Below are 25,357 nucleotides of genomic sequence, written 5' to 3'. Positions count from 1 at the left end.
ATTGTCTATAAAATATTTATTTATCAAATTCTTAAATAACCCAGCTAAGTCTATTTATCTTGCGTTCGTTTGCAACGAGAGCTTAACATGGTTTTACGATTTCATCGTTTTTAATCTTTAAGGCTTAATTTATTAACCACAAAGTTCGCAGAGGACACGGAGCTGGGTGGTGAGTTTTATTGATTGATTTTTGAATGAGAGAATGATTGATTTTACAGAAGTTATTGGTTGTAGGTTATCGGTTAGCAGTTCTGGGTGGTGAGTTTTCTATTTTTAATTTTTCTTTTTTAATTTTTCTTTTTCTGCTCTCTGAGAATGCTGTCTCCTCCGTGGTTTGAAAAAATAAAACAGCGTTCACCAAGAACATAAAACTCTTTTTAGTTTTAAAAATCTCTGCGAACGCTGTGTTTAAAAAAATTACTTCTTATTCTCTATACTTGGTTTTAAAAACCTTATCGGGCTATTAAACTCTTTTGCGGTTTTTACCACATAATCCTGAAAAGAAGCTGCGGTATTTAAAACTGCTCCATCTTTCCAAGCGGCAAATATGGCATATTCAAAACTATTGTCTTTTGGCGCCTGTATTCTAAAAGTATGGTTACCGCCACGTTCTGCCGAGAATTGGTATTGTGGTTTGTAAGTATCTTTTACAACGATAGCTTTACCAATAAAGTCCATCATGTATTCTGCTCTGTCATCTATCTTCTCTGGGTCTTTAATACCTTCTGGTCCAGAGGATATGATGATGCCATTTTGTTGATATAAATCTTCTTTACCCGGTTTTTTACGTATACCGCATCCCATTAAAACATCTAAATTTTTTGGAAGAAACTTGGTATAATTTACTTGACAAGTGCTATAGTTTTGATGTGCATAAGCGGTGTAAAATTGTTCTAACTCATAAAAACCTTTACCAGAATCCCAGTTCATGGTTTTTATTTTAATGATAGAACGTAAAGGACCATTTACTACAACATCATAAGCATAACGGGTATCACTAATCTGACCGGCATTCCACATACTTTTAGGTGCCATAGCGGCTTGGGCAGGGGTGAATCTTGGTCGTGTTACAGCATCTGGCTTTGCCGGGTTTTCAAAAAGGCAGATAGCGCCACCTCCAAAACTATCTCCAACACTTTGTATATCAGAACCTAAATCTTTTGAAATATTGCTTACACCATAACCATCTAAATTTTCCATGTATAAGCGTTGCGACATTAATAAGGGCTTTCTTTTAGCAAAAACATCTACCGAGTTTGCAAACCATATTTTCCAGCCAACATGTTCAGATTCCCAGAAAGGCATAATATGACGCGTATAGCTACCTATGTTTGCATGGGTATAGTGTTTGTTCCAACCTCTAATATTTTCGCCCATGTAAATGTAAATGGTTTTACTTTCTCTAGGCTTTAAATCGGTCATAAAGAATAATTCATCCCAAATCCCATCTTTATCTAAATCATCCAGTTGATGAAAAATAGCATGTCCATTAGTTTCTTTCCTTAACTCATGTCCGCCTTGATTTCTTAACTGCTGTTCGCTAGGTTCTGGTGCTGGAGGTAAAGAAGGGTCTACCACGGTTACCCACATTTCATGAATATCAGGAATTGGAAAATCTTCTCTTTTGATGATGATAGGACAGTTTTCTCTGCTGATATCTAAATCATTTACCAAAGTGTAGGCAATTCTTTGCGATGGATAAAAATCGCCTTGTGTATACCATGGTTTGGTTTGTGCGGCAACATACAAACTACACAGCGTTAGCAGAGCCGAGAGGGTTGTTTTTGTGAACATGTTTTTAAAATATGATGTGCAAAAATTGGTTTATCGATATAGAAATCGATTTCAAATATAGCAATATTTTAAAAAGATGTATTTAAGAAGTAGAGATTTTAGCTTTAAATAACGTGTACGCTTTTGGCGTAATTTGTTAATAAGCTATCCTGAGCATTTAAATCTGTAATGAGGTAATCAATACTATTAAGATGGCAAACTTTAAGCTTTTGGATAGAATTTAATTTTTCTGCAATACTTACAATAGCAGTTTTTTGTGCCGATTTAATCATGGCTTTTTTTACTTGTACCACTTCCCAGTCAGAATCTGTAACACCTTCTTCTAAAGAAACGCTATTGGCACCTAATAAGCATAAATCAACTTTAATATCACTAAGTTCGCTAATCACCTTAGAGCCTATGCTTATTTGAGCATTTCTAGAGAGTTGGCCTCCTAACAAAATAACCTGTAAATTTGGTTTTTCTGCCAGTTCTAGTGCTACTAAAGGGCTAATTGTAAAAAAAGTACAAGATAAATGATCAGGAATCATCCTTACCAGTTCTATCATGGTTGTACCACCGCTGGCCAATAAGGTCATGCCGTTTTGTATCAGCGATAAAGCTTTTCTAGAAATTTCCTTTTTAGCATCTTTAGCGTAAGCGTCTACTTGTTGGAAGGGGTAATGAAAAGATTTTGATAAAGCACCGCCATGTACTTTTAAAATCTTACCACTTTCTGCAAGTTCGTTTAAATCTCTTCTTATGGTATCTTCAGAAACTACCAATTGCTCGCTCAAATCAGATGATAAAACTTTATTATGTAAGTTTATTTGTTTGAGGATATAGGCATGACGTTCTTCTTTTAACATATTTTTAGGTTTAACACAGCAAATGTATTTAAATGCGACTTAAAACTCAAATGGTATTTATCGGTAATAGAAATTAAAGTTTCTTTCAAAACTATCTATGCCGCCAAACAGGGTATCGAAAATTTGTTCGGTATTGATTCCTTTTTTCATCATATTGGCCATTTTGCTAATTAATAAAGGGTTTTGCTTGATGATGTAATATACCATACAATAAGAGATGGTATACATATCATGGACTCTGTTTTTGTCTTGCCAACTGTTATGGCTGTTTAAGAAAGCACTGATATTTGTAGGAGTATTTCTATTATCGACTTTCATTTTATCCAGATAATGAAATTGTGCATTTACCTGTATTTTATAATTTTCTTCTTTTAGAGATTCTAGAAACTCTGCCAATCCTTCATTAAACCATCTGGGAGGATTTCTGATACTATTCCTTAAAAGAGCATGGCTCATTTCATGTAAGATAATCTCTATATCTGCTACACTTTGGTAAAGCACATAAGATTGGTTGGTTATGGGCGAATAAAATCCAGATTCTGTTAAGCCTTTTAAGCCAAATTCTTGTAAAAGGGCTCTAAAGTCTTTTCCTTTGTTGTATAAGTTAATGTTGATAGTTAAACTGTCATTTTCTGCATCCTTAAACAAACCATTAAATATTTTGACTTCATAGGTTGCTAAGCGTTCTATTTTTGCTCTTTCTTCTGGTTTTAAGCTAAAACCAATTTCTTTGATAGCTAATTTCTGGCTGTAACAGCCAAAGCTGCAAAGCAATAATAATATAATGATAGGTAGTTTCACGAGATTTAATTTTGCCACCATTTTATTGTTTTATCCATTTTGATGAGGGATAAAGGCTCTCCAATACGTGGTGTTTGTAAATTTAGGTTTTGGGTAGTATCGGCAATATGGCTCAGCTTATTGATGGGCTCTGTCCAGGCATGTAAGGCTAGGCTAAATTTAGCCCAATGAACAGGTAGAAGTTGTTTGGCTCTTAAATCAGCGGTAGCTAGGGCAACCTGCTCTGGAAACATGTGGATGAGCGGCCAGTTAACACCATATTGTCCACATTCCAGAATAGCTAAATCAAAAGGACCGTATTTATCGCCAATGGTTTTAAAATGGGTATCATAGCCAGAATCTCCACCTAAATAAATACTCAATTTATCACTTTTAAAAACAAAAGAACTCCACAAGGTATTGCCTCTGGTAAACTTTCTGCCAGAAAAATGCCTTGCCGGGGTAGCTGTTATTTTAAAGTCTAAAAGCTGAGTTTCATCATACCAATCTAAGGATTTGATAGTTTCAGTTTTTGCACCCCAGTAGATTAAATGAGCCTCAACACCCAAAGGAACAATGAAGTTCTTCGTCTTTGGAATTAATTTTTGGATGGTTGGATAATCTAAATGGTCGTAATGATCATGTGTGAGGATCAATAAATCAATCTCTGGAAAATCGGCAGCACTGTAATCATAGCTATACTTGAATGGTTTCCCGAAAAGTGGGATAGGAGAAGCTCGGTTAAAAACAGGATCTACCAGAATGGTTTTTCCATCAATAAGCATCAAATAGGACGAATGCCCAAACCAAATGATTAAGGGTTCATCAGATTTAAGGTTTTTTAAATCGGTTTTAACAACCTTTATAGGCTGCTTAGGCTCTGTTTCTTCTTTGTTAAAAATAAACTCTTGTAAAACTTTAAAAAAAGACGATTCTGGTAAGCTTACTGTAGTTGGCGAAAGGTTTTGGAAGCTTCCGTTTTTATAATTTGGAGAAGCTTCTATTTGTTTGACTTGTGTTTCGGTTGGTGAACCACCAAAAACCGCCGACTGTAAAAATAAGTAGGTTGCCATTGCTGCTATCGCAATGATAACGAAGAAATATATCATCATTTTTTTAAATACCCGCATCGTTAGAAACTCCTTTGGCTATACTTTCTGCCCAATCTTGTTCTCCTTTACCTTGTGCTATAGCGCCAAGCAAGCGGTTGTAAACCAAGTTAAGTAAGGGGGCAGGCATTTCTGCATCTAAAGCCATTTTTGAGGCTAAGCGAGCATCTTTAAAACCCAGTGTAGACTTAAAACCTACTGGTTGATAATTGTTGTTGGCAATTAAAGTTCCGTAATTCTTATAAATAGGAGCGTTAAAGACTGTATTACCGAAGAAATCGGCTACTTGCTTGCGGTCTAAACCATTTTTTTCTGCCAGGGTAAAGGCTTCTGCCATGGTTTCCATAGAAGCCATAATCATGAAATTGCCAGTAAGTTTAAGCACATTGGCTGCTTTAACATCCTCACCAAAATCATAAACGGCTTGTCCAACTTGTTCTAATAAGGGTTTAGCAAGTTTTTTAGCCTGCTCTTGTCCTGATAAACAAATGAATAATTTTGCTTCTGCAGCAGCTGTTGGTCGGCCAAAAACAGGGCTGCTTAAGTAAAAAGAGCCATTTTTTTGGTGTATTTCATTTAAGCTGGCAGATGTTTCTGGCGCTATGGTGCTCATGCTGAGGTGTATAGCGCCCTTTTTTAAGGCTGGGATAAAACCACCATCTCCCTTGCATACTTGGTTTAAAGCATCATCATCAGCCAGCATGGTAAAAACAAAATCTTTATCCGCAACAGCTTCTGCTGGGCTGCTTGCCAGTTCAAAATTTCCTGTAAGTTGTTGCGCTTTTATGGCAGAACGGTTATAGATACTTACTTCATGTCCGGCGTTGATGAGGTTTTGTGCTATGGCAATACCCATATTTCCTAAACCAAGGAAAGCTATTTTTTCTCTCATTTTAGTTGATATAATCACGGTCTTCATCACTTAAACCTTTTTTGTCATTATGGTTTAAGTAATCATCCTGAGGTTTATTTACTTCAAAAGGGATGTCTTTTGTGTTTTCTGTTGCCAAAGGTGCTTTCTTTTTTGGCCTGGCTATAATTAATCCAATGATAAAACCAAAAATGGTTACAATCAACATCATCAGAAGTTTTGAAACGTAAATTTCTTTCCAGAGGATGGTAAACAAAACTTCATCTGTGTTTTGCATAAATATCACGGTAATTAGTACCGATAATACAATAATTGTTAATGTTTTAAAGCTCATATCAATAATTTAAAATCAAACCAAATTCTAATATCGGTTTTTTGTTTATGCTTTCTTCTGCCGGCATGATAATTTTTGTTCCGAAATCTACATTTGGCAGATAAAATCTTAGGATATTCAAATCCATTCTAAACTCGGCACCATAAGACCTTAACCCGTTTCCCTTTCCTATGTTTTCAAAATCTGTAAAAATGCCACCTTTAAAGCGCTTGATGTAAGCTAGAGGTCCTACTTCCCAATCGGGGTAAGCTATAGGGAAACGATAATCAAGCAATAAGGAATTATGGAGTTTGTTTAGTGCCGGTAAATTAAGAAAACCACTTGCTCTAGCAATATCTGTATTGAAAGTATAAACACCACTATTGCTTTGCCAGTTATAGTTAAGCTGTAAGCTGTGATTGCTAAATAAGCCGGGTGTATTCACAAAAGTTTTTAAAATGAGGTTGCTACCATCAAAATTATTATCGAAAGGTAAATGTTCATATAAGATATTGAAATTAACCAGCCATGGTGTAGCTAAATCTCTCTCGCTTCTTAAAGTGCCTAAACCCATGTAAAATTGGTACTTCATAGGGAAGCTTATTTGCATAGGAAAATTATTGGGTTGCAAACTTAAATTATACCTGCTGGTATAACTACTACTGATGTTAAAGCCTGTTGAGAAGCCCTTATTGAGCCAGTTGGTGGCAAAAGGAATTGTGATACCAAAATTACTCACATGTTCTCTCCAGGTGAAAGGTGCAATAGTTTCGCCGCTAGGACTAACTAATCTTACATAACTAAGCCTGCCACGGTTTTCATAATCAGCAGTAAAAATAGGATAGTATTTTTTAAAGCTTAGAGCAGCCCGGTATTCGCTGGTTCTTAATCCAGCATTATAGGCATATCCTAAGGTAGATGAAAAAGTGTTGAGTTTATTATCTGATGCTAAATCAAAACCAATGACGTATTGATTGTCTATTTCACTTTCTGTACTTATTGGTCTTAAGCTATGGAAATTAAAAAGATGAGCCGCCTCTTTGTAAGGTTTAATCGGATATTCCTTTTTAGGGATGTCTTGAAAAATGTTAGAAGTGTTTTCTTGCGATATAAGCGGTTTAAAATACTCAACAAAGTAATTGTCGTCTTTAGTTGATAAAGTTGTTTTAACGGTGTTTAAATTGATTGATACAATGCGGTGGCCAGTATGTTGGTAGTCGCAAAAATAAATTTCTTGACTTTTAACGTCATAAGATGGTTGGTAAGCCCCAAATTGAGCGTTGCTGATTCTACTTATTGCTTTTGTCGCTATATCAAAACTGTAGATATTATCTGTACCATTAAAGTGTGCTTTAAAAAGAATTTGCTGGTTGGCAAATGTTGGTCTAGAGATCAGTTGCCTTACCGGAGCAAATAATTTCTCTGTAGCACCATTTTCTAAATCATAAACCAATAAGGTTTTGCCATCTTGGTTTACAGCTGTTACTACTACTTTTTTACCTTTATCATCATATTGTGGTGTTTGTAAAATATAGTTCTGGGGGTTTGGATAGCTTTTTAACTCTTCACCATTTTGCACACTTAACTCAACTAAAGAAAATTGATTATCGTAACTAACTTTTACAGCGATTATTTTTTTGCCGTCTGTGGATAGGGCAGGAGAGAAATACCTGCTTTTGTGTGTTAATTGTTTAAACCTTCTGTCTTTAAGGTTGTAAATGCAAATAACATTGAAAGACTGCTTACCATATCTTTTATCCTGACGGTATTCATCCCATACCACCAAATCTGCTGCGTAGTGTAAGTTGGGTTCTAGTTGTGTGCCTATTCTTAAAAGTGTTTTTTCTTTTTTGTTTTTGATCAGTGTGATAGCAGGTGTCTCTGCATACGACTTTTTGAGGCATACCAAATTACCTTCTGCTGTTAGGTAAGGTAGTTGATAAAAAGTGGGTATATCGGCTTCTTCATGGTAAGCTGTTTGGTATAAAGTTTTACCCGATGTATTTGACTGCTTTGTCCAAAGCGAGTCTAGCTCTTGCATGGTGTTTTTATAAAGTTGATGAGTACCTATACCAGCATGTTTTTTTAGGGACGATGAGAAGTTATAAGGGCGTATAGGAAAGCGGGCCATTCTACTTAAAGTTTTATCTAAAATTTGCTCGCCAAAATCTCTTCTCATTTTGCTGGTGAGGAAGTATCCTAAGGTGTAATAATTGGGTATAATATCTTTGAAAGAACCCAGATAATTTTTAGAATAGGAGTAGTGTTTATTGCTGCCTAAGTTGGTTCTTAAAGCCAATTCAAAATAGGGTTGCCTGCCTCGTCCTCCGGGGCTTAAAACTGTTTCCGTAACAACGGCATCTCCTTCAAAAAACCAAGGTGGTAAATTGATACCGAAGAGCGCCAATTTTAACTCTTCAAAAATTGGAGCGCCTAAATCTGGTACCAACTTATCAAACTGCACTACGTGTCTTAGTTCATGTAAAGCCAAACCATTTAGCCAATCTTGCGAGTCGAATTCTTGACCTGGGATAGTGTAAAACTCCGACCTTCTTGGTGCCATTTGTACAAAGCCATTTGATACCACGCCTCGGTTCTGTAAAATGATAGAGATAGGTTTCGGTTTGCGACCTAAAGACTTGCTCACATCTTCAATCATTTTCTCAAGTAAGTTGGCCATTCGCTGCGCATCTTTTTCTAAGAGGGTAGGGTAGATGATTTGAAACTGAGGCGTGTTAATTTGGTTAAACTTTACACTTGGTGGGTTTTGTTCGCTACTGAAAAGTTGCCCAAACACCCTATGAGAATAAAAAGTTAAAATTAATAAGCTTAATAAACTGATTATAAATATTTTATTTTGATTTTTTGGTACCATTAAATCTTTATGCTAATATATTTAGTATTTGTATTTTTTTAAATGTTAAATTGTTTGAATTTAAAATTTATTTGATTTATATAAATATCTGATTATAAAATTTTTATATTAATATATATAAAATCAAATATGATATGAATTGATGTTTTTAAACAGCCATTTTTCTTTAAAATAGGCGTCTTTTCGCCATTCCAATATAGGTTTTTTAAATCATTAAAAAAATACACTAAGAAGAAGTTTTAGTGTTCTTTTTTGTTGCGTAAGGAAGCTCTAAAAATTTTTGTTTTTTAGAAATTGTATACAGCATACTAAAGTCATTCATCCTAAAACTATCCCTTAGATTTAGATTTTTTTATCTTTTTTCTTGTCGTTCGAGCTATAGCATAAGCTCAATTTGAAACTACAATTATTGATTTTTACAATAATTATTGAGTATACTTAGTGTATTTTATTTTGTTTTTTTAGTAATGAATCATTTGCAATAAATAGCCAAATTGATTTGCTATAGTTAAAGGATAGAAGAGGTTAAAAGGAGAGATTAACTTAATAATTAATGCCACAAGTGCGATAAGATGAGTGTTGCTATAAGGATTTATTATGGCTATAAAAGACGTCTGAAACTAAGCTTGTAAATAGTAAATATCTTATCTAAATAATTCCCAAATAAAGCCGTTAAACTGTGAAAAAAATAAGAGATAAATGATCTTTTTATGGGTGTAAATTCTTGCTTAATTTTCTTTTCTCAAGTCTAGTTTTTACAATGGGATATAAGAAAATTGTTGCTAAAATAATGCTTGCTCCGGCGTAAAATCCGTTGGTCATTTGCTCGTCTTTTCCGAAGATAAATAAGGCTAAAATGATGGCGTAAACAGGTTCTAAATTGGTGATTAAAGCTACCCTAAAAGCACTCAATTCTTTCATTACCATTACCCCTGCAACGTATGCTACTGAGGTACAAATAATACCTAAAATGAGTAAATAAATAATGTCTGAAAGGTTTAAAATCATGGCTTTTGTGTAGCCATTTGTAAGTAATAAATAGAAAGAAATCCAACAAAAAGCGCCTATCAATTCATAATAAGTAATAACTGTTGCAGCTCTATTTTTTACTTGTTTAGAGTTGATGATGGAAAAAATACTGGCACAAAATGCACTAGAAATTCCCATTATAATACCCGTTTCATACTCCGTTTCGAACTTAAAAATCATGTAAATACCTACGATAATTAAAAATCCGACTAAAATTTCGAGTTTTGAAACAGATTTGGAGCTAAATAAAGGCTCCAGAACGGCTGTAAATAAAGTTAGGGATGAAAGGCACACCATAGCAACGGATACGGTAGAAGCTTTAATAGCACCAAAAAACAAAATCCAGTGTAAACCAACAATGCCGCCAGTTAAAAAAAGCTTGATAAATTGCTCTTTATTGACACTGAAATTTATCTTCTTATACTTAAACCAAAGGTATAAAGAGCTAAAAGCTATCAATACCCGATACCATGTTAAGTGGGTTTCATTGATGGTAATAAGGGCACCCAAAATAGCAGTAAACCCCCACACAAATACGGTTAAGTGTAAGATAAAAACATTACTCAGCTTAAATTTCATGATTATTTTGGCGCTTTGATAGCTAAATATACACCTAAAAGTGCAAAAATTACATTAGGTATCAATACTGCTATAATAGCTGGTAAGCCTCCTTTAAGCGCAAAAACATTAGCAAATTGTATAAAGAGGATATAAACAAAGCTTAATAAAATACCCAGACCAAGGGGTAAGCCCACGCCACCTCTAACCTTTCTTGAGGATAAAGCAACACCAATTAAGGTTAAAACATAAGTAGAGAAAGGGTAAGTCCAGCGTTTATATTTCTCTAATTCAAGGTTTACCATAACGCCTGTACCCCTTATTTTTTCTTTTTCAATTTTCTCGTTAAGTTCCCAATAGTTCATGGCCGAGTATATATTGTCTCTAATGTCAAAATCTACTGGTTTCATATCTAAAGTGGTATCTTTTTCTACGCCACGTTCCATCCGCTCTTTTAAACCATCAACATGTCTGATGCTATAGTTTTGAATTTTCCATTTTCTGGAAACAGAATCCCAGCTAATTCTATCACTCATGAGCTTGGATTTAAGCTCTTTATCTTTAAATTTTTCTAAAGAGAAACGATAACCTGTATTGTTGAGGTTATCGAAGGATTCCATGTAGATGTAGGTGTTTTCATCTAATTGTAGATGCACATGCTCTCTGGATGTATCTTTAATTTTAGTATAAGTATTTTCAAAATTTATCATCAACCTGTTAGTTTCTGGAATGATGAACAGGTTAAAAATCATGTTTACGATAAAGATGACTGTTGCGGCAATAAAATAGGGGCGTAAAAAGCGGTTAAAACTTGCTCCACCACTTAAAATAGGGACAATTTCTGTTTGGTCGGCCATTTTAGCGGTAAAGAAAATAACCGAAATAAAGTTGATTAAAGGCGATAAGAAGTTGAGATAAAATGGGATAAATCCACCATAATATTCAAAAACAATTTGGCTAATGGTGGCTTTGCTTTTTAAAAAATCATCAAGCTTTTCAGATATATCAAATACAACAGAGATCACAACAAAAATCCCTAATGTAAACACAAAAGTTCCCAGGTATTTCTTAATGATATACCAGTCTATCAGCTTGATGTAATTATCTAAAAATTTCATTTACAATCTTTGAGCAAGCGCCTTAACCATTTTATTTTTCCAGTCGTAAAATTCTCCTGCTATAATTTTTTCTCGGGCTTCTTTTACCAACCAAAGGTAAAAATGTAAGTTATGCAAAGTAGCAATTTGTGCGCCTAATATCTCTTTAGAGTGGATTAAATGCCTTAAATAAGCTTTGGTATAAAACTGGTCAGAGAATAAATCGCTATCAGGGTCAATAGGAGAGAAGTCATCCTTCCATTTCTCATTTTTGATATTGATAATACCATGCCTAGTGAATAACATGCCGTTTCTAGCATTTCTGGTAGGCATTACGCAGTCAAACATATCAATACCTAAAGCAATATTTTCTAATATATTGATAGGGGTACCCACACCCATCAGATAACGCGGTTTGTCTTGAGGAATTATTTCGCATACCACCTCTGTCATCCCGTACATTTCCTCTGCCGGTTCACCAACAGAAAGCCCGCCAATGGCGTTTCCTTCCCGGTTTTGTTCAGCTATAAATTCGGCGGATTTTCTTCTTAAATCCTTATAAACAGAGCCTTGTACAATAGGGAATAAGGTTTGCGAGTAGCCGTATTTAGGCTCTGTACTATCAAATCTATCAATGCAACGCTTTAACCAACGATGCGTCATATCTACGGATTTTCTGGCATACGTATAATCACAGGGGTATGGTGTGCATTCATCAAAAGCCATGATAATATCTGCACCAATGGTTCTTTGGATATCCATCACATTTTCTGGTGTAAACAAATGCTTAGAGCCATCAATATGCGATTTAAAAGTAACCCCTTCTTCTCTTATCTTTCTTACTTCTGTTAAAGAATACACTTGGTAGCCACCGCTATCGGTTAAGATAGGTAAATCCCAACCGTTAAATTTATGTAAGCCGCCAGCTTTTTCTATCACATCTAAACCTGGTCTTAAATAAAGGTGGTAGGTGTTTCCTAAAATAATTTGGGCTTTAATATCATCTTTTAGCTCACGCTGATGCACCGCTTTTACTGTACCGGCAGTACCAACAGGCATAAAAATGGGTGTTTGAATGGTTCCGTGGTCTGTTGTTATTTCTCCTGCTCTGGCTTTTGATAAAGGGTCTTGCGCTGCTAGTTTAAACTTCATTAATTTTTTTGATGATAAAATACCTGCAAAAGTAAGAAAAAATAAAGCATTTAAGGATAAGCAATGGTTAGTTAAAAGCACTTAAAAATATCTTTTGCTGGATGTTGAGTTTTTGTTAAACAAAGTATGATTATATTATACTAAAGTTTGAATTTTGGCTAAATTTGAGAACTTTCTAAACTTATTTATACATATTGGAAGCTTATTTACATTACTCTTTACTTATACTGTTACAAATTGCTTTCGTTGTACAATTATATTATTTATGGGTTGTTCAACATCGATTTATCACCTACAAAATACCGCAGGTGGTATATGCTAGCCATCAAAAAGTTTCGGTAATTATCTGCGCCAGAAACGAGGCTTATAATTTAGAAAGAAATCTGCCTTTTATCTTTAATCAGAAAGGGATTGATTATGAGGTAGTAGTGGTAAATGATTGTTCATCAGACCAAAGTGAAGAGATTTTGAGGATGTTTCAGGCTCAGTATCCAAATTTAAAAGTAGTTGTTAAAGAAGAACATCCACGATTTAAAACAGGAAAGAAGTTTGCCGTTACTTTGGGTATTAAGGCTGCTAGTCATGAAATACTAGTTTTTACGGATGCAGATTGTAAGCCAGCCTCTGATTATTGGTTGGTAAATATATGCGAGCATTATTTGCATCCACAAACAGAAATTGTTTTAGGTTTTTCTCCGTACGAAAAAAAAGCTGGGTTTTTAAATAAGCTCATCAGGTATGAAACGTTCCAAACGGCACTTAATTATTTTTCTTTTTCCCTTTCGGGAGATGCTTACATGGGTGTAGGCAGGAATTTATCTTATAAAAAGTCGCTCTTTTTTAAAGGGAAAGGTTTTGCCGCCCACATGCACATACCTTCTGGTGATGATGATTTATTTGTTAATCAAAACGCTACGGCTACCAATACAGCAATAGAAATAAGGCCAGAAACTTTTATGCTTAGCGAGCCTAAGCTTACTTGGGCAAGCTATTGGAACCAAAAAATAAGGCATTTAGGTGCGGGTAAGTTATATAAAGCATCGCATCAAAAAAGTTTAAGCATGCAGGCTATTTCTGCCATTTCATTTTATGCTTTTTTAATAGCCTGTTATGTGTTTCAAATAGAGGTTCTTATCATTAGTATCTTACTGTTTTTAAGATTTTTAGCTCAAATTTTTATCTTTTACAAAGCTATGCTTAGGTTACACAGTAAAGATTTAATATATTGGGCATTCATTTTAGATTTTTTTTATTACTTATACCTTGTCATTTTAAGCATAAGAGGCTTGTTTAGAAAGAAAATTGTATGGAAATAAATCCAAACTTTTCGGAAAATGCCAGAAACGATTACCATCTGGTTTTGAGTGCTAAAACAGGCAACCAAAAGGCTTATGCTGAGCTCATGCATCGTTATAAAGATTCTATCTACTTTATGGTTTTAAAAATGGTTAATCATAAGGATGATGCAATGGATTTAACGATTTCTACCTTTGCCAAGGCATTTGAAAATATTGAAAAATACAAGCCCGATTTTGCTTTTAGTACCTGGTTGTTTAGGATTGCTACCAATAGCAGTATAGATTTTATCAGAAAAAAGCGTTTGCAAACCACTTCTTTAGATAGTTTTAATCATGAAGAAGGAGAAGAAAGGGTTTTAGAAATTAAGAGTGATGTTCTAAATCCTGAAGAATCATCCATTAAAAAGCAACAAACAGAGCAGTTAAAGGAAATTATAGATAAACTTCCTATACGTTACAAAACATTAATCATCTTAAGATATTTTGATGAGCTCTCTTACGAAGAAATTTCTGTACAATTAGATTTACCTTTGGGTACGGTAAAAGCTCAACTCTTTAGAGCAAGAGACTTACTATCAAACATATTGAATAAAAGAAAAAAAGACCCTGGTAGTGAATTCTAGTATTATCTCTCAATATTTTCCGGATTTATCGGATATCCAAAAACAACAATTTGATCAGTTGTTTGAGTTGTATTCTTTTTGGAATGCCCAAATAAACGTCATTAGTCGTAAGGATATAGATTTATTATACGAGCGTCACATCTTACATTCTTTGGGTATTGCTAAGGTTTATGCTTTTAAACCCGGTCAGCAAGTATTAGATGTTGGTACTGGAGGAGGTTTTCCGGGTGTACCTTTGGCTATTTTATTTCCAGAAACGGAGTTTTTACTGGTTGATTCTATTGGTAAAAAAATAAAAGTAGTAAACGAAGTAGCAAATGGTATTGGCTTAAAAAATCTAAAAGCCATACATAGCCGGGCCGAGCAGATTAATCAAAAGTTTGATTTTATAGTTTCCAGAGCTGTAACACAGTTGAAAGATTTTTATCCATGGATAAAGGGTAAATTTAAAAAGCAAAACTCTGAAGGCTTAAAAAATGGGGTTCTTTATTTAAAGGGTGGAGATTTAAGGCAAGAACTTCAGGAGTCTGGGCTTAAACAAATAAAGCTTTACCCTTTGCAAGATTATTTTAAAGAAGAATTTTTTGAAACTAAATATGTAGTTTATTTGCCAGCACAGTAATATTTACCAAAATCTATTTAAAACATGCTCTATGAAATTGGTCTAACCTTGATAAAAGGTATAGGAGATGCTACCATTAAAACTTTATTGAGCTATTGCGGTAGCCCAGAAGAAATATTTAGAACCAGTAAGCAGCACTTGGAGAAAATACCAGGTATAGGTTCTAAAACTGCCGATTTAATTATCCATCATTCATCATTTGATAGAGCCGAGAAAGAACTGAAGTTTATAGAAAAATACAAAATACAACCTATTTTTATTCAGGATGAGGATTATCCAAAACGCTTAAAAAGTTGTTATGATGCTCCGGCTATGCTGTACTTTAAAGGTAATGTAAAGCTTAATCAGCAAAAAGTTATAGCTATTGTGGGCACCAGAAATGCTACAACTTATGGCAAACAATTTTGTGAGCAACTCATTAGTAGCTTAAAACATCATCAACTTTTGATTGTGAGTGGCTTAGCTTATGGGATAGATATAGCAGCACATAAAGCTTCATTAGAGCATGAAACTCATACTGTTGGGGTTTTGGGGCATGGTTTAGATAGGATTTATCCGGCTTTACATCGTTCCATTGCAGAGAAAATGATTCATCAAGGTGGTTTACTAACCGAGTTTAGGTCAGAAACTAATCCAGATAAACAAAACTTTCCTAAGCGAAATCGTATCATAGCAGGTATGGCCGATGCTACTTTGGTAGTAGAAGCTACCAAAACAGGCGGTGCACTTATCACAGCAGAAATTGCAAATTCATACAATCGAGATGTTTTTGCAGTACCTGGTCGGGTAGATGATGAGCTATCTGAAGGTTGTAACTTCTTAATTAAAACCAATAGAGCTCACTTATTAGACCGTGTAGAAGATTTGGAATACATTATGGGCTGGGATAGGGATGAGGTAAAGCCAGTAAAGCAACTTCAGATTTTGCCCAATTTAACTAAAGATGAAGAGAAGATTGTAGCTATCATCAAAGACTATAATGCTATTGCTATAGATGATTTACAGGTTAAATTAGATATGCCCCAGAGTAAATTGGCTATGTTGTTGTTAAATTTGGAGATGCAATCCGTGATTATATCATTACCCGGTAAAGTGTATAAAATGAATCACTAGTTACGCTTCAAAAGGGTTTTTAGGATAATCAAAAAGCACCATATTACCTGTGTTTTTACTCACCATTTTCCAACTATCTAAAGGAAACTCTAGTAATACCATACCACAGGTTGGGATATTGTAAATATCAGCATTACTGAGGTAAAGTGCTAGGTCTGTGATTCCATTATTATGACCAAAAAGGGCTATAAAATCATGTTCATCAGAAAATTGATTCACAATATTTAGTAAAGTTTGATGGTTAGCTTCGTAAATTTTAGGCTCTTGTATAATATCTGTTTCCGAGTATTGAATTTCTTTGGCGATGATTTTACAGGTGGTGATGGCTCTTAAAGCAGGACTAGAAACTAATTGTTGAGGATTTAATGTTCTGGAAACTAATCTTTTACCCATTTCTGGAGCATTTGATAGGCCCCTGCTGTTAAGTGGTCTATCAAAATCTTTTGTATTTGTAACTCCCCAATCTGATTTAGCATGTCTTACAATTAAAAGTCTTTTCATCTGTTGCTAAAAGTAATAATTTCTTCTTCTTTTATCAGGTTCATACAATTAAAATGTTGAAGTGGACATTTCTCTAAGCCAAATTTAGAGCAGGGTCTGCAAGATAGATCAACATCAACAATTAAAGATTCGTTAATTTTATAAGGAGATACACCCAATAACTCTGGAGTTGTACCTCCCCAAATAGAAACCAAGGGCTTGTTAAAGGCTTCAGAAATATGGGTTAAACCTGTATCAAAGCCAATAACGGTGTGTGCTTGTGAAACCAAATAAACCGATTGATCTAGGTTTATTTTACCACAGGTATTAAATATTTTTTCTCCAACAGCTTCCTTTATAGTTTTTGCATTTTGTGCTACATCATCGCCACCTAATAAAACAATAGGTTTTGCTATTTCTTTACAGGTTTTGATGATTTTCTCAACCGGCATTCTTTTGGTAAAATGCGTTGCCCCAATTATAAAAGCTACATAATCTTGTTGATGGGAAGAAGGTAATAAATCTGTTTTCTCATAACTCCCATTGATGTAATAATCTATAGGTTTATGATCATTTTTAACACCTAAAAACGCAACTGTTTCCAGATAACGTTCTACCAAATGCTTAGGATTAATAAAACGCTCGCTTTTAAACTTTAAAGCCAGCCATTTTTTAATTCTTTCTTTTTTATAAGTTGATGCTGGTATACCTGTTCTTAGTTTGATAATGCTGGTTCTTAGATTATTATGTAAATCTATAATATAATCAAATTTCTCCTTTTTGATATCAGCAATAGTTTCATTTAAGCTAGGTTTTAAGATATGGAGTTTATCCAAATAAGGATTGTTGTTATAGATATATTTGAATTGTTGTTTGGTTAAAAAATGAATTTCTGCTTCTGGCAATTGCTCTTTTAGGCATCGTACAACAGGTGTAGTGTAAATAATATCACCCATAGAGCTAAAGCGAATCACTAGAATTTTCTTAACCATTTGACAAAGCTTTAGATGTTTTTAATTTTATCGATGATTGATGTACTAGAATAGCCCGGTAAAAAGCTCAAAGTTTTTACTTTGCCACCGTTTTCTAGCACTTCTTTTGCGCCTACGATATTATCTAAAGTATAATCCCCACCTTTAACCAAAACATCCGGAAGGAGATGATTGATTAAATTTTGAGGAGTTTGTTCTTCAAAAATTACAACGGCATCTATAAATTGCATGGCAGCTAGTAGGAGCGAGCGGGTTTTCTCATCATTTATCGGTCTTGATGGACCTTTTAAAGCCTGAACAGATTTATCGGCATTTAAACCAATAATTAATTTGGTTCCTAAAGCGGCAGCTTCACTTAAATAAGTGATATGGCCTGCGTGTAGCAAATCAAAACAACCATTGGTGAAAACTACTTTTTCGCCGTTAGCTTTCCATTTTTGGCTAAGTTCAATCGCTTTTTCTAAGCTTATAATTTTGTTGTTTATAGTCATGCTGTTTTAAAAAGTATCATCTACAGCTTTACAAAAGATATGCCCTATCAAAATGTGCATTTCTTGGATTCTTGCAGTAACATCATCAGGAACTACGATGTTTAAATCGCAAATGTCATTCATTTGGCCACCATCTCTTCCGCTAAGACCAATAATTTTACAGCCCAATTTTTTAGCTGCTTGTATCGCAGAAATGATATTTTCGCTATTGCCACTAGTAGAAATGGCTATAAATAAGTCGTTTTCTTGTGCATAAGCATTTATTTGTCTGCTAAATACATTTGCAAAACCATAATCATTACTAATAGCTGTTAATGCAGAAGTGTCAACAGTTAAAGCTATAGCTGGTAAAGCTTTTCTTTCTTTTACAAAACGACCGGTAAATTCTGCAGCAATATGTTGGGCATCAGCGGCACTACCACCATTACCTGCCAATAAAATTTTACGACCCTTTAAGATGCTTTCTTTAACTAACTCGCAGCCTTTTTCAATATCGGGAACTAATTGTTCAATAACTTTATTGATGGTAGTTTGGTGTAATTTTAACTCGTTTAAAACCATGTTAATCTTCTATTTCACTAATGATTTCTTCTATAGATGTGGTAGCGCTACCTACGTATTTGATTACAATGGCAGCGGCATAATTAGCAATTTGGCAAGCCTCATGCAAGTTAAAACCTAATGCTAAACAGTAAGCCATTGTTGCAATTACGGTATCCCCAGCACCTGTAACATCATAAACTTCTGTAGCTTGCACAGGCAATACTTCACAAGATTGAGGCGTTAAGATAGCCATTCCTTCTTCTGATAAGGTTACCACCAGATGCTCTGTATGGGTGTTCTTGAAAATAACATCAGCAGCAGCTCTTAACTTTTCCTGATTATTAATGTTCTCTATTCTTGAAGTTTCTGATAACTCTTTACGATTGGGTTTTATTAAAAAAGCTCCTTTATACTTATTATAATCTATGCCTTTAGGGTCTATTACAACTTTTTTATAGTTACTATTAGCGTAGCTAATGATGTTTTGGCAAAGGTTGAAGGTGAGCAATCCTTTGTTATAATCAGATAGAATAATGATATCAGCATCTGAAATCAAAGGTTTTACAGCTTCAAAAATTTGTTGTTCTAGCAAGCTGTTTATTTCATGAAGATTTTCTCTATCTATCCTAACAATTTGATGATTGCTTGCTAAAACTCTGGTTTTAATGGTGCTACTTCTACTATCATCAAAAAATAAAGCATCGTTATGGATGTTTTTATCTTGTAGAATGTTCTTTATTTCTTTTCCAAAATCATCAGCACCTACAACACTTGCTAAACTAACTTTCCCACCTAAAGCTGTAATGTTGTTAGCAACATTACCTGCACCTCCAATAATTTTAGACTCGTTTTTAACATTTACTACCGGAACAGGCGCTTCTGGCGATAAACGATTAGCATTTCCGAAGATGTAATGATCTAACATGACATCGCCAATAACCAATATATGAGGTGTTTTTTGTTGATTTAAATCTGATAATTTCTTGGAAAGCATTTCTTCTCTTTGATTCAAATATAGCTAAAAGATGTTTTTATAGCGTTTGTTTTTTATTCTTGAAGTAAGTATTGATACTGGCTAAATCAAAAGCATTAAGGCACTTTTCTTTAGTTAAACCACCTTTTCTAGCTACATATACGCCATAGTTCATGTCGTAAAAACCTTCGTTACGGTGTGCATCTGGATTTATAGCTAATAAAACTCCTTTTTCTAATGCGTATTGATGCCATCTCCAATCTAAATCTAAGCGTAGAGGATTTGCATTAATTTCTATAACTACCTGGTTTACAGCGCAGGCATCAATAATTTTTTTATAATCTAAAGGATAACCGCTTCTGCTCAATAATAAGCGACCTGTTGGGTGGCCCAAAATAGTAGTATATGGGTTTTCAATAGCTTTTATTAAACGTTGAGTAGCTTTTTCTTCATCCATTTTTAGGTTTGAGTGTACAGAAGCCACAACAAAATCAAATTTTGCAAGGATTTCATCAGGGTAATCTAAACTTCCGTCTGATAAGATGTCTGATTCTATACCTTTGAAAATTTTAAAAGGAGCTAATTTTTGGTTTAACTTTTCTATTTCTTCATGTTGCTGTAGAACACGTTCTATACTTAAACCGCTAGCATAAACGGCTGTTTTAGAGTGGTCGCACAAGCCTAAATACTCAAGTTTTAAGGTGTCTCTGCAATAAACTGCCATTTCTTCAATACTATGTACACCATCACTCCAGGTACTATGGTTGTGTAAGGTGCCTTTTAAATCTGCATAAGTAATTAAAGAAGGTAGTTGTTTATTTTGAGCTAAGACTATTTCGTTAAAATCTTCTCTTAATTCTGGTTCTATATACGCTAAGCCCGCAGCTTCGTAAATGACATTTTCTGAAGTATAGGCTGTTGAATGATCAGGTAAAAGTGCTTTAACTTTTTCTACATGAGCCTCAACACCTGTAGTTTCAAACAAACGATAAGCTAAAGTAGTTTCATCTGCTTCAAAGCATTTTATGCTTAAGCTGTTCTCGTCTTTAAATCTGATGCTGTTATCTGTAATTTCAAGATTGGAGATACCTTCTATTTGTTGAATTTTATCAGTGAAAAGTTTAAAATCTGCATTAACGATGATAAATGAGAGCTCATCAATAATCTCACACTTCCTTCTAAACTCTCCGGTTACTAATATTTTAGTAGCATTGCTTAGTTTAATCAGTAAGTTTTGATATTGTGTAACGATAGGTTCTAAACGGGCATATAAAAAACGACCATTACTTGCCATCTTAAACTCAATAGCTTTTTTTATTTCTTCTTGAGTTTTTAAGCCAAATCCTTTTGCCTCTATTAAACGGTTTTCATTACAAGCATAATAGAGCTCGCCAACATTTTCAATACCTAAACTTTTCCAGATGATGATGATTTTTTTAGGCCCTAAACCTTTGATGCTGAGCATATCTAAAATCCCGATAGGGGTAATAGTAACCAAATCATTTAATTCCTTTAAACCTCCAGTATTAAAGATCTCTATAATTTTGGTAGCGATGCTTTTTCCGATACCATCTATTTTATCGAGCTCATCTTGGGCTTTATCTTTTAATTTGAATGGAAGTTTATCAACCTTAAAAGAAGCATTGGCAACAGATTTTATTTTAAATGGATTTTCTTCATGAAGCTCCATCAATTGCGCTAATAGCTTTAAGGTTTTAGATATCTCTTTATTTTCCATGTTGTTTTAAAAAAGATATCAAAGGTAAGATAATGAAGCAAAACAATAGAAAATAATGCGCTGCATTTTGAAATACCAAATTAGTATATTTGATTATGGTAACTATTATTAACAAAGGAACTCCTCTAGAGGAGATTAAAAAGCAGATAAATACTGTTGTTGCGAAGAAAAAAAATAACATCAAAAAATTTGCTGGAACAGTGAAGTTAGATGTAGATCCTATGGAGTGGCAAAATAAATTAAGAGATGAGTGGAGATAAGCTTTTTACCGACTAAAGAATTTTAAATTTTTAGTTCAAATAAAAAATCCCCTTGTCAAATTTTAACAAGAGGACTTATATAAGATATTAAATTTACTCAACCACCAAATTATAAGGCATTTTTGCTTGTATACCTTTCATTTGGGTAATTTCTTTGATGTTTTTGTAATGAATATAGCTATCGCCTAATTCTTGTTTTACAAAATAGGTTTTGATGTTTTCACCAGATTTATCTAGAAAACCTAGGAGACCATCTTTCTTCTCAGGATAATTGACAATTCTATACTCTTTGATTTTAGCTTTTTTAGCAGCAGCTTTAATAGCATCTTCAATATTCCCAATACGGTCTACTAAACCTAATTTTACTGCTTGTTGGCCTGTCCAAACGCGACCTTGCCCAATGCTATCTACATACTGCTGAGAGATTTTTCTGCCATCGGCAACTCTCTTGGTAAAATCATTATAAGTACGGTTTACTTCTTTTTGTAGAAGCATTTTTTCTGCCTCGGTTAAAGGTCTAGAGATGTTTCCTAAATCTGCATATTCGCTGGTTTTAACACCATCAAACGTTACCCCAAGTTTCTCATTAAAGAAGCCTTTCATGTTAGGTAAAATGGCAAATACACCTATAGAGCCCGTAATAGTATTAGGCTCGGCGAAGATAGAATCTGCAGCACAAGCAATATAATATCCTCCAGATGCAGCATAATCTCCCATGGTAACAATAATAGGTTTAACTTTTTTAGTCAATACCACTTCTCTCCAAATAACATCAGACGCTAAAGCACTACCACCAGGGCTGTTTACTCTTAAAACAACAGCTTTAATTTTGTCATCCTCACGGGCTTTTCTTAATGCTCTTGATACAGTTTCAGAACCAATAGTATTTTCATCACCCTCACCACCCATAATATCACCATTAGCATAAACTACCGCAATTCTGTCTTTTGCAGTACTGGTATTTTTGATAGATGAAACATAATCTGATAAACCAATGGTAGTTAAATCATCTTTTGAATCTGTTTTGGTGAGTTTTTTTAGCTCAGCAAGAACTTCATCTTTATATTTTAAACCATCTACCAGCTTAAGTTTAACAGCGTCTTCAGGAGAACGAGATTGTAATTTATTAGCGATAGCATACACGCTATCCTGAGGTATTTTTCTGCTAGCGGCAATTCCTTTAGTGAAATTTTCGAATAAAGAACCTAATAAAGCTGTCATTTGTTGCTTATTAGCGTCACTCATACTTTCAAGAATAAAAGGCTCAACGGCACTTTTATAAGTTCCTACTTTTATAATTTGAGGTTCGATAGCTAGTTTTTCTAAAGCGTCTTTAAAAAAGCTAATTTGTGAACTAAAACCTTTAAGTTCTAATATACCTTGAGGGTTTAAATAAACTTTGTTAGCTACTGATGCCAAATAATAAGCACCCTGACTGTAAACTTCGCTATAAGCAATGATAAATTTACCAGATTTTTTGAAGTTTATCAGCTCGTTCCTGATTTCTTCTAAAGTTGCCATACCTGTTAAAATATAGCTAACATCCAGATAAATACCTTTAATTTTGTCATCCTCTTTAGCGTTTCTGATACTTTTTAGGATATCATTTAAACCTAATACTTTTTCACTTTTTATAGGACCAAAGTCAACATCCTCAAAGGGGTTATCTGCTGAACGCTCTGTTATAGGATAATTAAGATTTACATAAAGAATGCTGTTTTCTTTAACTTCTGCGGTTTTCTCTGTACTACTTACCAATGCGGTAATCCCTCCGATAAGGATAACTGTAAATATGAGTAAGGTTAGGAAGAAACCTAACATAGATGCGAAAACAAATTTGAAGAATTGTTTCATAAAAAGAATTAATGTTTTAACTATGTAAAATACAAATATAAGTTTTAGACAATCAAGGTTTTCATTTGTTACAACATTTATGTGTCAGGTTTATTTAGGTTTAGGTACTAATTTAGGAGATAGGTTAAAAAACTTAGAAAAAGCTATTGCTTTAATTGCTAAACAGGTAGGGGATATCGGCGCATGTTCTTCTATTTACAAAACAGCAGCTTGGGGTAATACCCATCAGCCAGATTTTTTAAATATGGTGGTAAGTGTAAAGACAGATTTTACTCCTGAAACTTTATTAGAAAAAACACAGCAGATAGAATTATACTTGGGAAGAGAGCGTATTAAACATTGGGGAGAACGTATTATTGATATAGATATATTGTTTTACGGAGAATTTATTCAAAATTCAAGCAACCTTATTATTCCTCATCCGTATATAGGCCAAAGAAAATTTGTTTTAACCCCATTGAACGAGCTTATTCCTGATTTTTATCATCCTAGCTTAAAACAAACAGTGAGGAATTTGTATTTATCTTGTGAGGATAAGTTGCAGGTAGAGAAAACAGCTTTTAAACTAAATTAATTACATGGATAATCATGAAATAATTGTTGACCTTTCATATTTAAAAGAAGTGGCTAGCGGAAATGTAGAATTTATGGTGGAGATGATTGATATCTTTCTCGACCAAACACCAGGGTATCTGGTTAATTTAAAAGAGGCAATTGAAAATAAGAACTGGCAAAAAATTGCTGAATCAGCACATAAAATTAAACCAACATTAGGTTTTATGGGAATAGAATCTGCAAGGGAAACCATGGCAGAAATAGAGTTGAATGCCCGTAAGCAAGAGAATTTCGAAAATATAGTTTTAAAGCACAACCAAATGCAAGAAGTCTTTAAAACTATATTTGTTAAATTAGAAGAGAAGAAGCAAGAGCTTCTTGCTCAAGACAATTAAATTTCTTTTATTTCAAAATTATAGCTTTCCATAATTAGGTTAGCTAAAAGTTTTTTACAAGCTGTTTCCACTTTTTCAGAAGCAGCTTCTTTATTTTCTGCCTCTACTTCTAATGTAATATGTCTGCCAATTCTTACATTGCTAATTTCTGGAAGACCTAAATTTTTCATGCTTCCGGTTACTGCTTTACCTTGAGGGTCAAGAATCTCTTTAAGCGGCATTACATCAATCTCTGCTAAAAACTTTTTCATTTTATTGTTTAAGGGTCATATTTGATTAAGTTGCGAACTTAACCAAAGAATTTAATTTTTTGAATAACTAAAATGTATTTGTGATAATATGATATACCAAACTAAAATAAGCGGTATGGCGGCAAATTTAAGAAAAGCAAGGCATACTACAGAAATAATAAGGAAAATGAATTTATATTGATTTTCTTTCCAGCGTAAGTTGCTGATTTTCATAGAGAATAATCTTATCTCGCTTACTAAAAGCCAGCACAAAATAAGCGTTAAGCTTATTAAAAACCAAGGCTGGCTTACAAAAGCAAAGCTATCTGCTAAATATGGTAAAGAAATAACTAAAAAAGTATTCATTGGTGTATTTAAACCGATGAAATCTTCTGTTTGGCGTTCATCTACATTAAACTTAGCTAATCTTAAAGCAGAGAAAACGGTAATCAAGAAACCAGCATAAGCTAAATAGGGAATGGATACACCTTGCAACATTTGATAAATGATAACACCTGGTAAAAAACCAAAGCTTATCACATCAGCTAAAGAATCTAACTCTTTTCCTATCGCTGATTTTACATGAAGTAAACGAGCTGCAAAACCATCAAAAAAATCAAATATTCCTGAGAGTATAACAAAAAAGGCAACCGTTTTAAGGTCGCCATTAAATGCGTATATAATTCCTATACAACCAGAGAAAAGGTTAGCACAGGTTAGCATATTAGGAATGTGTTTTTTTATCATTTTTTAGAGGATAAAGG

The 25,357-nt window shown here is 34.1% G+C and carries 26 protein-coding genes; 7 read left to right on the top strand and 19 right to left on the bottom strand.

From position 1 onward, the window contains the following. Positions 1-417 precede the first annotated feature (417 nt). The 10 genes from H510_RS0100610 to tgt form a co-directional block, all read right to left on the bottom strand. Positions 418-1,794, bottom strand: coding sequence for a DUF4861 family protein (locus tag H510_RS0100610; protein WP_026902531.1), 1,377 nt, complete (start codon positions 1,792-1,794; stop codon positions 418-420). A gap of 104 nt (positions 1,795-1,898) precedes the next feature. Further along, the gene (locus H510_RS0100605; protein WP_026902530.1) at positions 1,899-2,642 is read right to left on the bottom strand and encodes a DeoR/GlpR family DNA-binding transcription regulator; all 744 of its coding nucleotides are present in this window, start codon (positions 2,640-2,642) and stop codon (positions 1,899-1,901) included. A 57-nt stretch (positions 2,643-2,699) separates the two neighbouring features. Next, positions 2,700-3,464 (bottom strand): DUF1570 domain-containing protein, encoded by a 765-nt coding sequence (locus H510_RS0100600; protein WP_026902529.1) that lies wholly within the window; start codon positions 3,462-3,464, stop codon positions 2,700-2,702. Then, on the bottom strand, positions 3,449-4,534 hold the full coding sequence (locus tag H510_RS0100595; RefSeq protein WP_036691448.1) for an MBL fold metallo-hydrolase: 1,086 nt from the start codon (positions 4,532-4,534) through the stop codon (positions 3,449-3,451). The genes H510_RS0100600 and H510_RS0100595 overlap by 16 nt, the downstream gene beginning before the upstream one ends. A 4-nt stretch (positions 4,535-4,538) precedes the next feature. Then, complete coding sequence (locus H510_RS0100590; protein ID WP_026902527.1) at positions 4,539-5,423, bottom strand: NAD(P)-dependent oxidoreductase; 885 nt, start codon at positions 5,421-5,423, stop codon at positions 4,539-4,541. A 1-nt stretch (position 5,424) separates the two neighbouring features. Continuing rightward, positions 5,425-5,736 (bottom strand): hypothetical protein, encoded by a 312-nt coding sequence (locus H510_RS0100585; protein ID WP_026902526.1) that lies wholly within the window; start codon positions 5,734-5,736, stop codon positions 5,425-5,427. Position 5,737: 1 nt separating this feature from the next. Beyond that, on the bottom strand, positions 5,738-8,590 hold the full coding sequence (locus H510_RS0100580) for a TolB family protein (RefSeq protein ID WP_026902525.1): 2,853 nt from the start codon (positions 8,588-8,590) through the stop codon (positions 5,738-5,740). Between the two features lie 708 nt (positions 8,591-9,298). Continuing rightward, positions 9,299-10,198 (bottom strand): DMT family transporter, encoded by a 900-nt coding sequence (locus tag H510_RS0100575; protein WP_026902524.1) that lies wholly within the window; start codon positions 10,196-10,198, stop codon positions 9,299-9,301. 2 nt (positions 10,199-10,200) lie between these two features. Then, positions 10,201-11,295 (bottom strand): LptF/LptG family permease, encoded by a 1,095-nt coding sequence (locus tag H510_RS0100570; RefSeq protein ID WP_026902523.1) that lies wholly within the window; start codon positions 11,293-11,295, stop codon positions 10,201-10,203. Beyond that, a complete protein-coding gene (gene tgt, locus H510_RS0100565; protein WP_026902522.1) occupies positions 11,296-12,426 on the bottom strand; it encodes a tRNA guanosine(34) transglycosylase Tgt in 1,131 nt (376 codons plus the stop codon). 194 nt (positions 12,427-12,620) lie between these two features. On the opposite strand from tgt, the gene H510_RS0100560 reads away from it, so the two are divergent. The 4 genes from H510_RS0100560 to dprA are packed head-to-tail and all read left to right on the top strand — an operon-like array spanning position 12,621 to position 16,082. Then, positions 12,621-13,742, top strand: a complete 1,122-nt coding sequence (locus H510_RS0100560; protein ID WP_026902521.1) for a glycosyltransferase — start codon at positions 12,621-12,623, stop codon at positions 13,740-13,742. Continuing rightward, a complete protein-coding gene (locus H510_RS0100555) occupies positions 13,733-14,347 on the top strand; it encodes an RNA polymerase sigma factor (RefSeq protein WP_026902520.1) in 615 nt (204 codons plus the stop codon). Before H510_RS0100560 ends, H510_RS0100555 begins: the two co-directional genes overlap by 10 nt. Further along, complete coding sequence (gene rsmG / locus H510_RS0100550; RefSeq protein WP_026902519.1) at positions 14,337-14,969, top strand: 16S rRNA (guanine(527)-N(7))-methyltransferase RsmG; 633 nt, start codon at positions 14,337-14,339, stop codon at positions 14,967-14,969. Before H510_RS0100555 ends, rsmG begins: the two co-directional genes overlap by 11 nt. Positions 14,970-14,993: 24 nt before the next feature. Further along, entirely contained in the window at positions 14,994-16,082 is a 1,089-nt protein-coding gene (dprA, locus tag H510_RS0100545) for a DNA-processing protein DprA (protein WP_026902518.1), read from the top strand. Here dprA and H510_RS0100540 read toward each other — a convergent pair whose 3' ends face one another. From H510_RS0100540 to H510_RS0100515, 6 genes are read right to left on the bottom strand one after another with little or no spacing between them, the layout of a single operon-like run. Beyond that, positions 16,083-16,583, bottom strand: a complete 501-nt coding sequence (locus tag H510_RS0100540; protein WP_026902517.1) for a SixA phosphatase family protein — start codon at positions 16,581-16,583, stop codon at positions 16,083-16,085. Further along, positions 16,580-17,554, bottom strand: a complete 975-nt coding sequence (locus H510_RS0100535; protein ID WP_026902516.1) for a glycosyltransferase family 9 protein — start codon at positions 17,552-17,554, stop codon at positions 16,580-16,582. Before H510_RS0100535 ends, H510_RS0100540 begins: the two co-directional genes overlap by 4 nt. An 11-nt stretch (positions 17,555-17,565) precedes the next feature. Beyond that, positions 17,566-18,045, bottom strand: a complete 480-nt coding sequence (rfaE2, locus tag H510_RS0100530; protein ID WP_036691444.1) for a D-glycero-beta-D-manno-heptose 1-phosphate adenylyltransferase — start codon at positions 18,043-18,045, stop codon at positions 17,566-17,568. A 6-nt stretch (positions 18,046-18,051) separates the two neighbouring features. Continuing rightward, positions 18,052-18,606 (bottom strand): D-sedoheptulose 7-phosphate isomerase, encoded by a 555-nt coding sequence (locus H510_RS0100525; protein WP_036691442.1) that lies wholly within the window; start codon positions 18,604-18,606, stop codon positions 18,052-18,054. A 1-nt stretch (position 18,607) separates the two neighbouring features. Continuing rightward, positions 18,608-19,600 (bottom strand): D-glycero-beta-D-manno-heptose-7-phosphate kinase, encoded by a 993-nt coding sequence (gene rfaE1 / locus H510_RS17950; RefSeq protein WP_051290981.1) that lies wholly within the window; start codon positions 19,598-19,600, stop codon positions 18,608-18,610. 19 nt (positions 19,601-19,619) lie between these two features. Further along, the gene (locus H510_RS0100515) at positions 19,620-21,299 is read right to left on the bottom strand and encodes a DNA polymerase/3'-5' exonuclease PolX (protein WP_026902513.1); all 1,680 of its coding nucleotides are present in this window, start codon (positions 21,297-21,299) and stop codon (positions 19,620-19,622) included. Positions 21,300-21,394: 95 nt separating this feature from the next. Here H510_RS0100515 and H510_RS20040 point away from each other — a divergent pair, with 95 nt between their 5' ends. After that, positions 21,395-21,559 carry a hypothetical protein gene (locus tag H510_RS20040; protein WP_155977756.1) on the top strand — a complete coding sequence of 55 codons (165 nt, stop codon included), beginning with the start codon at positions 21,395-21,397 and terminating at the stop codon, positions 21,557-21,559. 93 nt (positions 21,560-21,652) lie between these two features. Here the strand turns inward: H510_RS20040 and sppA are convergent, their stop codons facing one another. Further along, the gene (gene sppA, locus H510_RS0100505; protein WP_026902512.1) at positions 21,653-23,413 is read right to left on the bottom strand and encodes a signal peptide peptidase SppA; all 1,761 of its coding nucleotides are present in this window, start codon (positions 23,411-23,413) and stop codon (positions 21,653-21,655) included. Between the two features lie 79 nt (positions 23,414-23,492). Here sppA and folK point away from each other — a divergent pair, with 79 nt between their 5' ends. Together folK and H510_RS0100495 are read left to right on the top strand one after the other, a co-directional pair. Continuing rightward, on the top strand, positions 23,493-23,987 hold the full coding sequence (folK, locus tag H510_RS0100500; protein ID WP_026902511.1) for a 2-amino-4-hydroxy-6-hydroxymethyldihydropteridine diphosphokinase: 495 nt from the start codon (positions 23,493-23,495) through the stop codon (positions 23,985-23,987). Positions 23,988-23,991: 4 nt separating this feature from the next. Next, positions 23,992-24,363: an Hpt domain-containing protein gene (locus tag H510_RS0100495; protein WP_026902510.1), complete on the top strand. Its 372-nt coding sequence runs from the start codon at positions 23,992-23,994 to the stop codon at positions 24,361-24,363. On the opposite strand, the gene purS is transcribed toward H510_RS0100495, so the two are convergent. Together purS and pssA are read right to left on the bottom strand one after the other, a co-directional pair. Further along, complete coding sequence (gene purS, locus H510_RS0100490; RefSeq protein WP_026902509.1) at positions 24,360-24,614, bottom strand: phosphoribosylformylglycinamidine synthase subunit PurS; 255 nt, start codon at positions 24,612-24,614, stop codon at positions 24,360-24,362. The genes H510_RS0100495 and purS overlap by 4 nt on opposite strands. 51 nt (positions 24,615-24,665) lie before the next feature. Further along, on the bottom strand, positions 24,666-25,340 hold the full coding sequence (pssA, locus tag H510_RS0100485; protein WP_026902508.1) for a CDP-diacylglycerol--serine O-phosphatidyltransferase: 675 nt from the start codon (positions 25,338-25,340) through the stop codon (positions 24,666-24,668). Positions 25,341-25,357 lie beyond the last annotated feature (17 nt).

It is taken from the genome of Pedobacter glucosidilyticus DSM 23534, assembly GCF_000425145.1.
Classification (GTDB): Bacteria; Bacteroidota; Bacteroidia; order Sphingobacteriales; family Sphingobacteriaceae; genus Pseudopedobacter; species Pseudopedobacter glucosidilyticus.
Note: the sequence above shows the minus strand (reverse complement) of the source record. Positions and strands in the feature narration are given on the sequence as shown.

Coding starts and splice junctions, on each gene's coding strand:
- H510_RS0100610 (WP_026902531.1), bottom strand. CDS start 1,794: ATGTTCACAAAAACAACCCTCTCGGCTCTGCTAACGCTGTGTAGTTTG.
- H510_RS0100605 (WP_026902530.1), bottom strand. CDS start 2,642: ATGTTAAAAGAAGAACGTCATGCCTATATCCTCAAACAAATAAACTTA.
- H510_RS0100600 (WP_026902529.1), bottom strand. CDS start 3,464: ATGGTGGCAAAATTAAATCTCGTGAAACTACCTATCATTATATTATTA.
- H510_RS0100595 (WP_036691448.1), bottom strand. CDS start 4,534: ATGATGATATATTTCTTCGTTATCATTGCGATAGCAGCAATGGCAACC.
- H510_RS0100590 (WP_026902527.1), bottom strand. CDS start 5,423: ATGAGAGAAAAAATAGCTTTCCTTGGTTTAGGAAATATGGGTATTGCC.
- H510_RS0100585 (WP_026902526.1), bottom strand. CDS start 5,736: ATGAGCTTTAAAACATTAACAATTATTGTATTATCGGTACTAATTACC.
- H510_RS0100580 (WP_026902525.1), bottom strand. CDS start 8,590: ATGGTACCAAAAAATCAAAATAAAATATTTATAATCAGTTTATTAAGC.
- H510_RS0100575 (WP_026902524.1), bottom strand. CDS start 10,198: ATGAAATTTAAGCTGAGTAATGTTTTTATCTTACACTTAACCGTATTT.
- H510_RS0100570 (WP_026902523.1), bottom strand. CDS start 11,295: ATGAAATTTTTAGATAATTACATCAAGCTGATAGACTGGTATATCATT.
- tgt (WP_026902522.1), bottom strand. CDS start 12,426: ATGAAGTTTAAACTAGCAGCGCAAGACCCTTTATCAAAAGCCAGAGCA.
- H510_RS0100555 (WP_026902520.1), top strand. CDS start 13,733: ATGGAAATAAATCCAAACTTTTCGGAAAATGCCAGAAACGATTACCAT.
- dprA (WP_026902518.1), top strand. CDS start 14,994: ATGCTCTATGAAATTGGTCTAACCTTGATAAAAGGTATAGGAGATGCT.
- H510_RS0100540 (WP_026902517.1), bottom strand. CDS start 16,583: ATGAAAAGACTTTTAATTGTAAGACATGCTAAATCAGATTGGGGAGTT.
- H510_RS0100535 (WP_026902516.1), bottom strand. CDS start 17,554: ATGGTTAAGAAAATTCTAGTGATTCGCTTTAGCTCTATGGGTGATATT.
- rfaE2 (WP_036691444.1), bottom strand. CDS start 18,045: ATGACTATAAACAACAAAATTATAAGCTTAGAAAAAGCGATTGAACTT.
- H510_RS0100525 (WP_036691442.1), bottom strand. CDS start 18,606: ATGGTTTTAAACGAGTTAAAATTACACCAAACTACCATCAATAAAGTT.
- H510_RS0100515 (WP_026902513.1), bottom strand. CDS start 21,299: ATGGAAAATAAAGAGATATCTAAAACCTTAAAGCTATTAGCGCAATTG.
- H510_RS20040 (WP_155977756.1), top strand. CDS start 21,395: ATGGTAACTATTATTAACAAAGGAACTCCTCTAGAGGAGATTAAAAAG.
- sppA (WP_026902512.1), bottom strand. CDS start 23,413: ATGAAACAATTCTTCAAATTTGTTTTCGCATCTATGTTAGGTTTCTTC.
- folK (WP_026902511.1), top strand. CDS start 23,493: ATGTGTCAGGTTTATTTAGGTTTAGGTACTAATTTAGGAGATAGGTTA.
- H510_RS0100495 (WP_026902510.1), top strand. CDS start 23,992: ATGGATAATCATGAAATAATTGTTGACCTTTCATATTTAAAAGAAGTG.
- purS (WP_026902509.1), bottom strand. CDS start 24,614: ATGAAAAAGTTTTTAGCAGAGATTGATGTAATGCCGCTTAAAGAGATT.
- pssA (WP_026902508.1), bottom strand. CDS start 25,340: ATGATAAAAAAACACATTCCTAATATGCTAACCTGTGCTAACCTTTTC.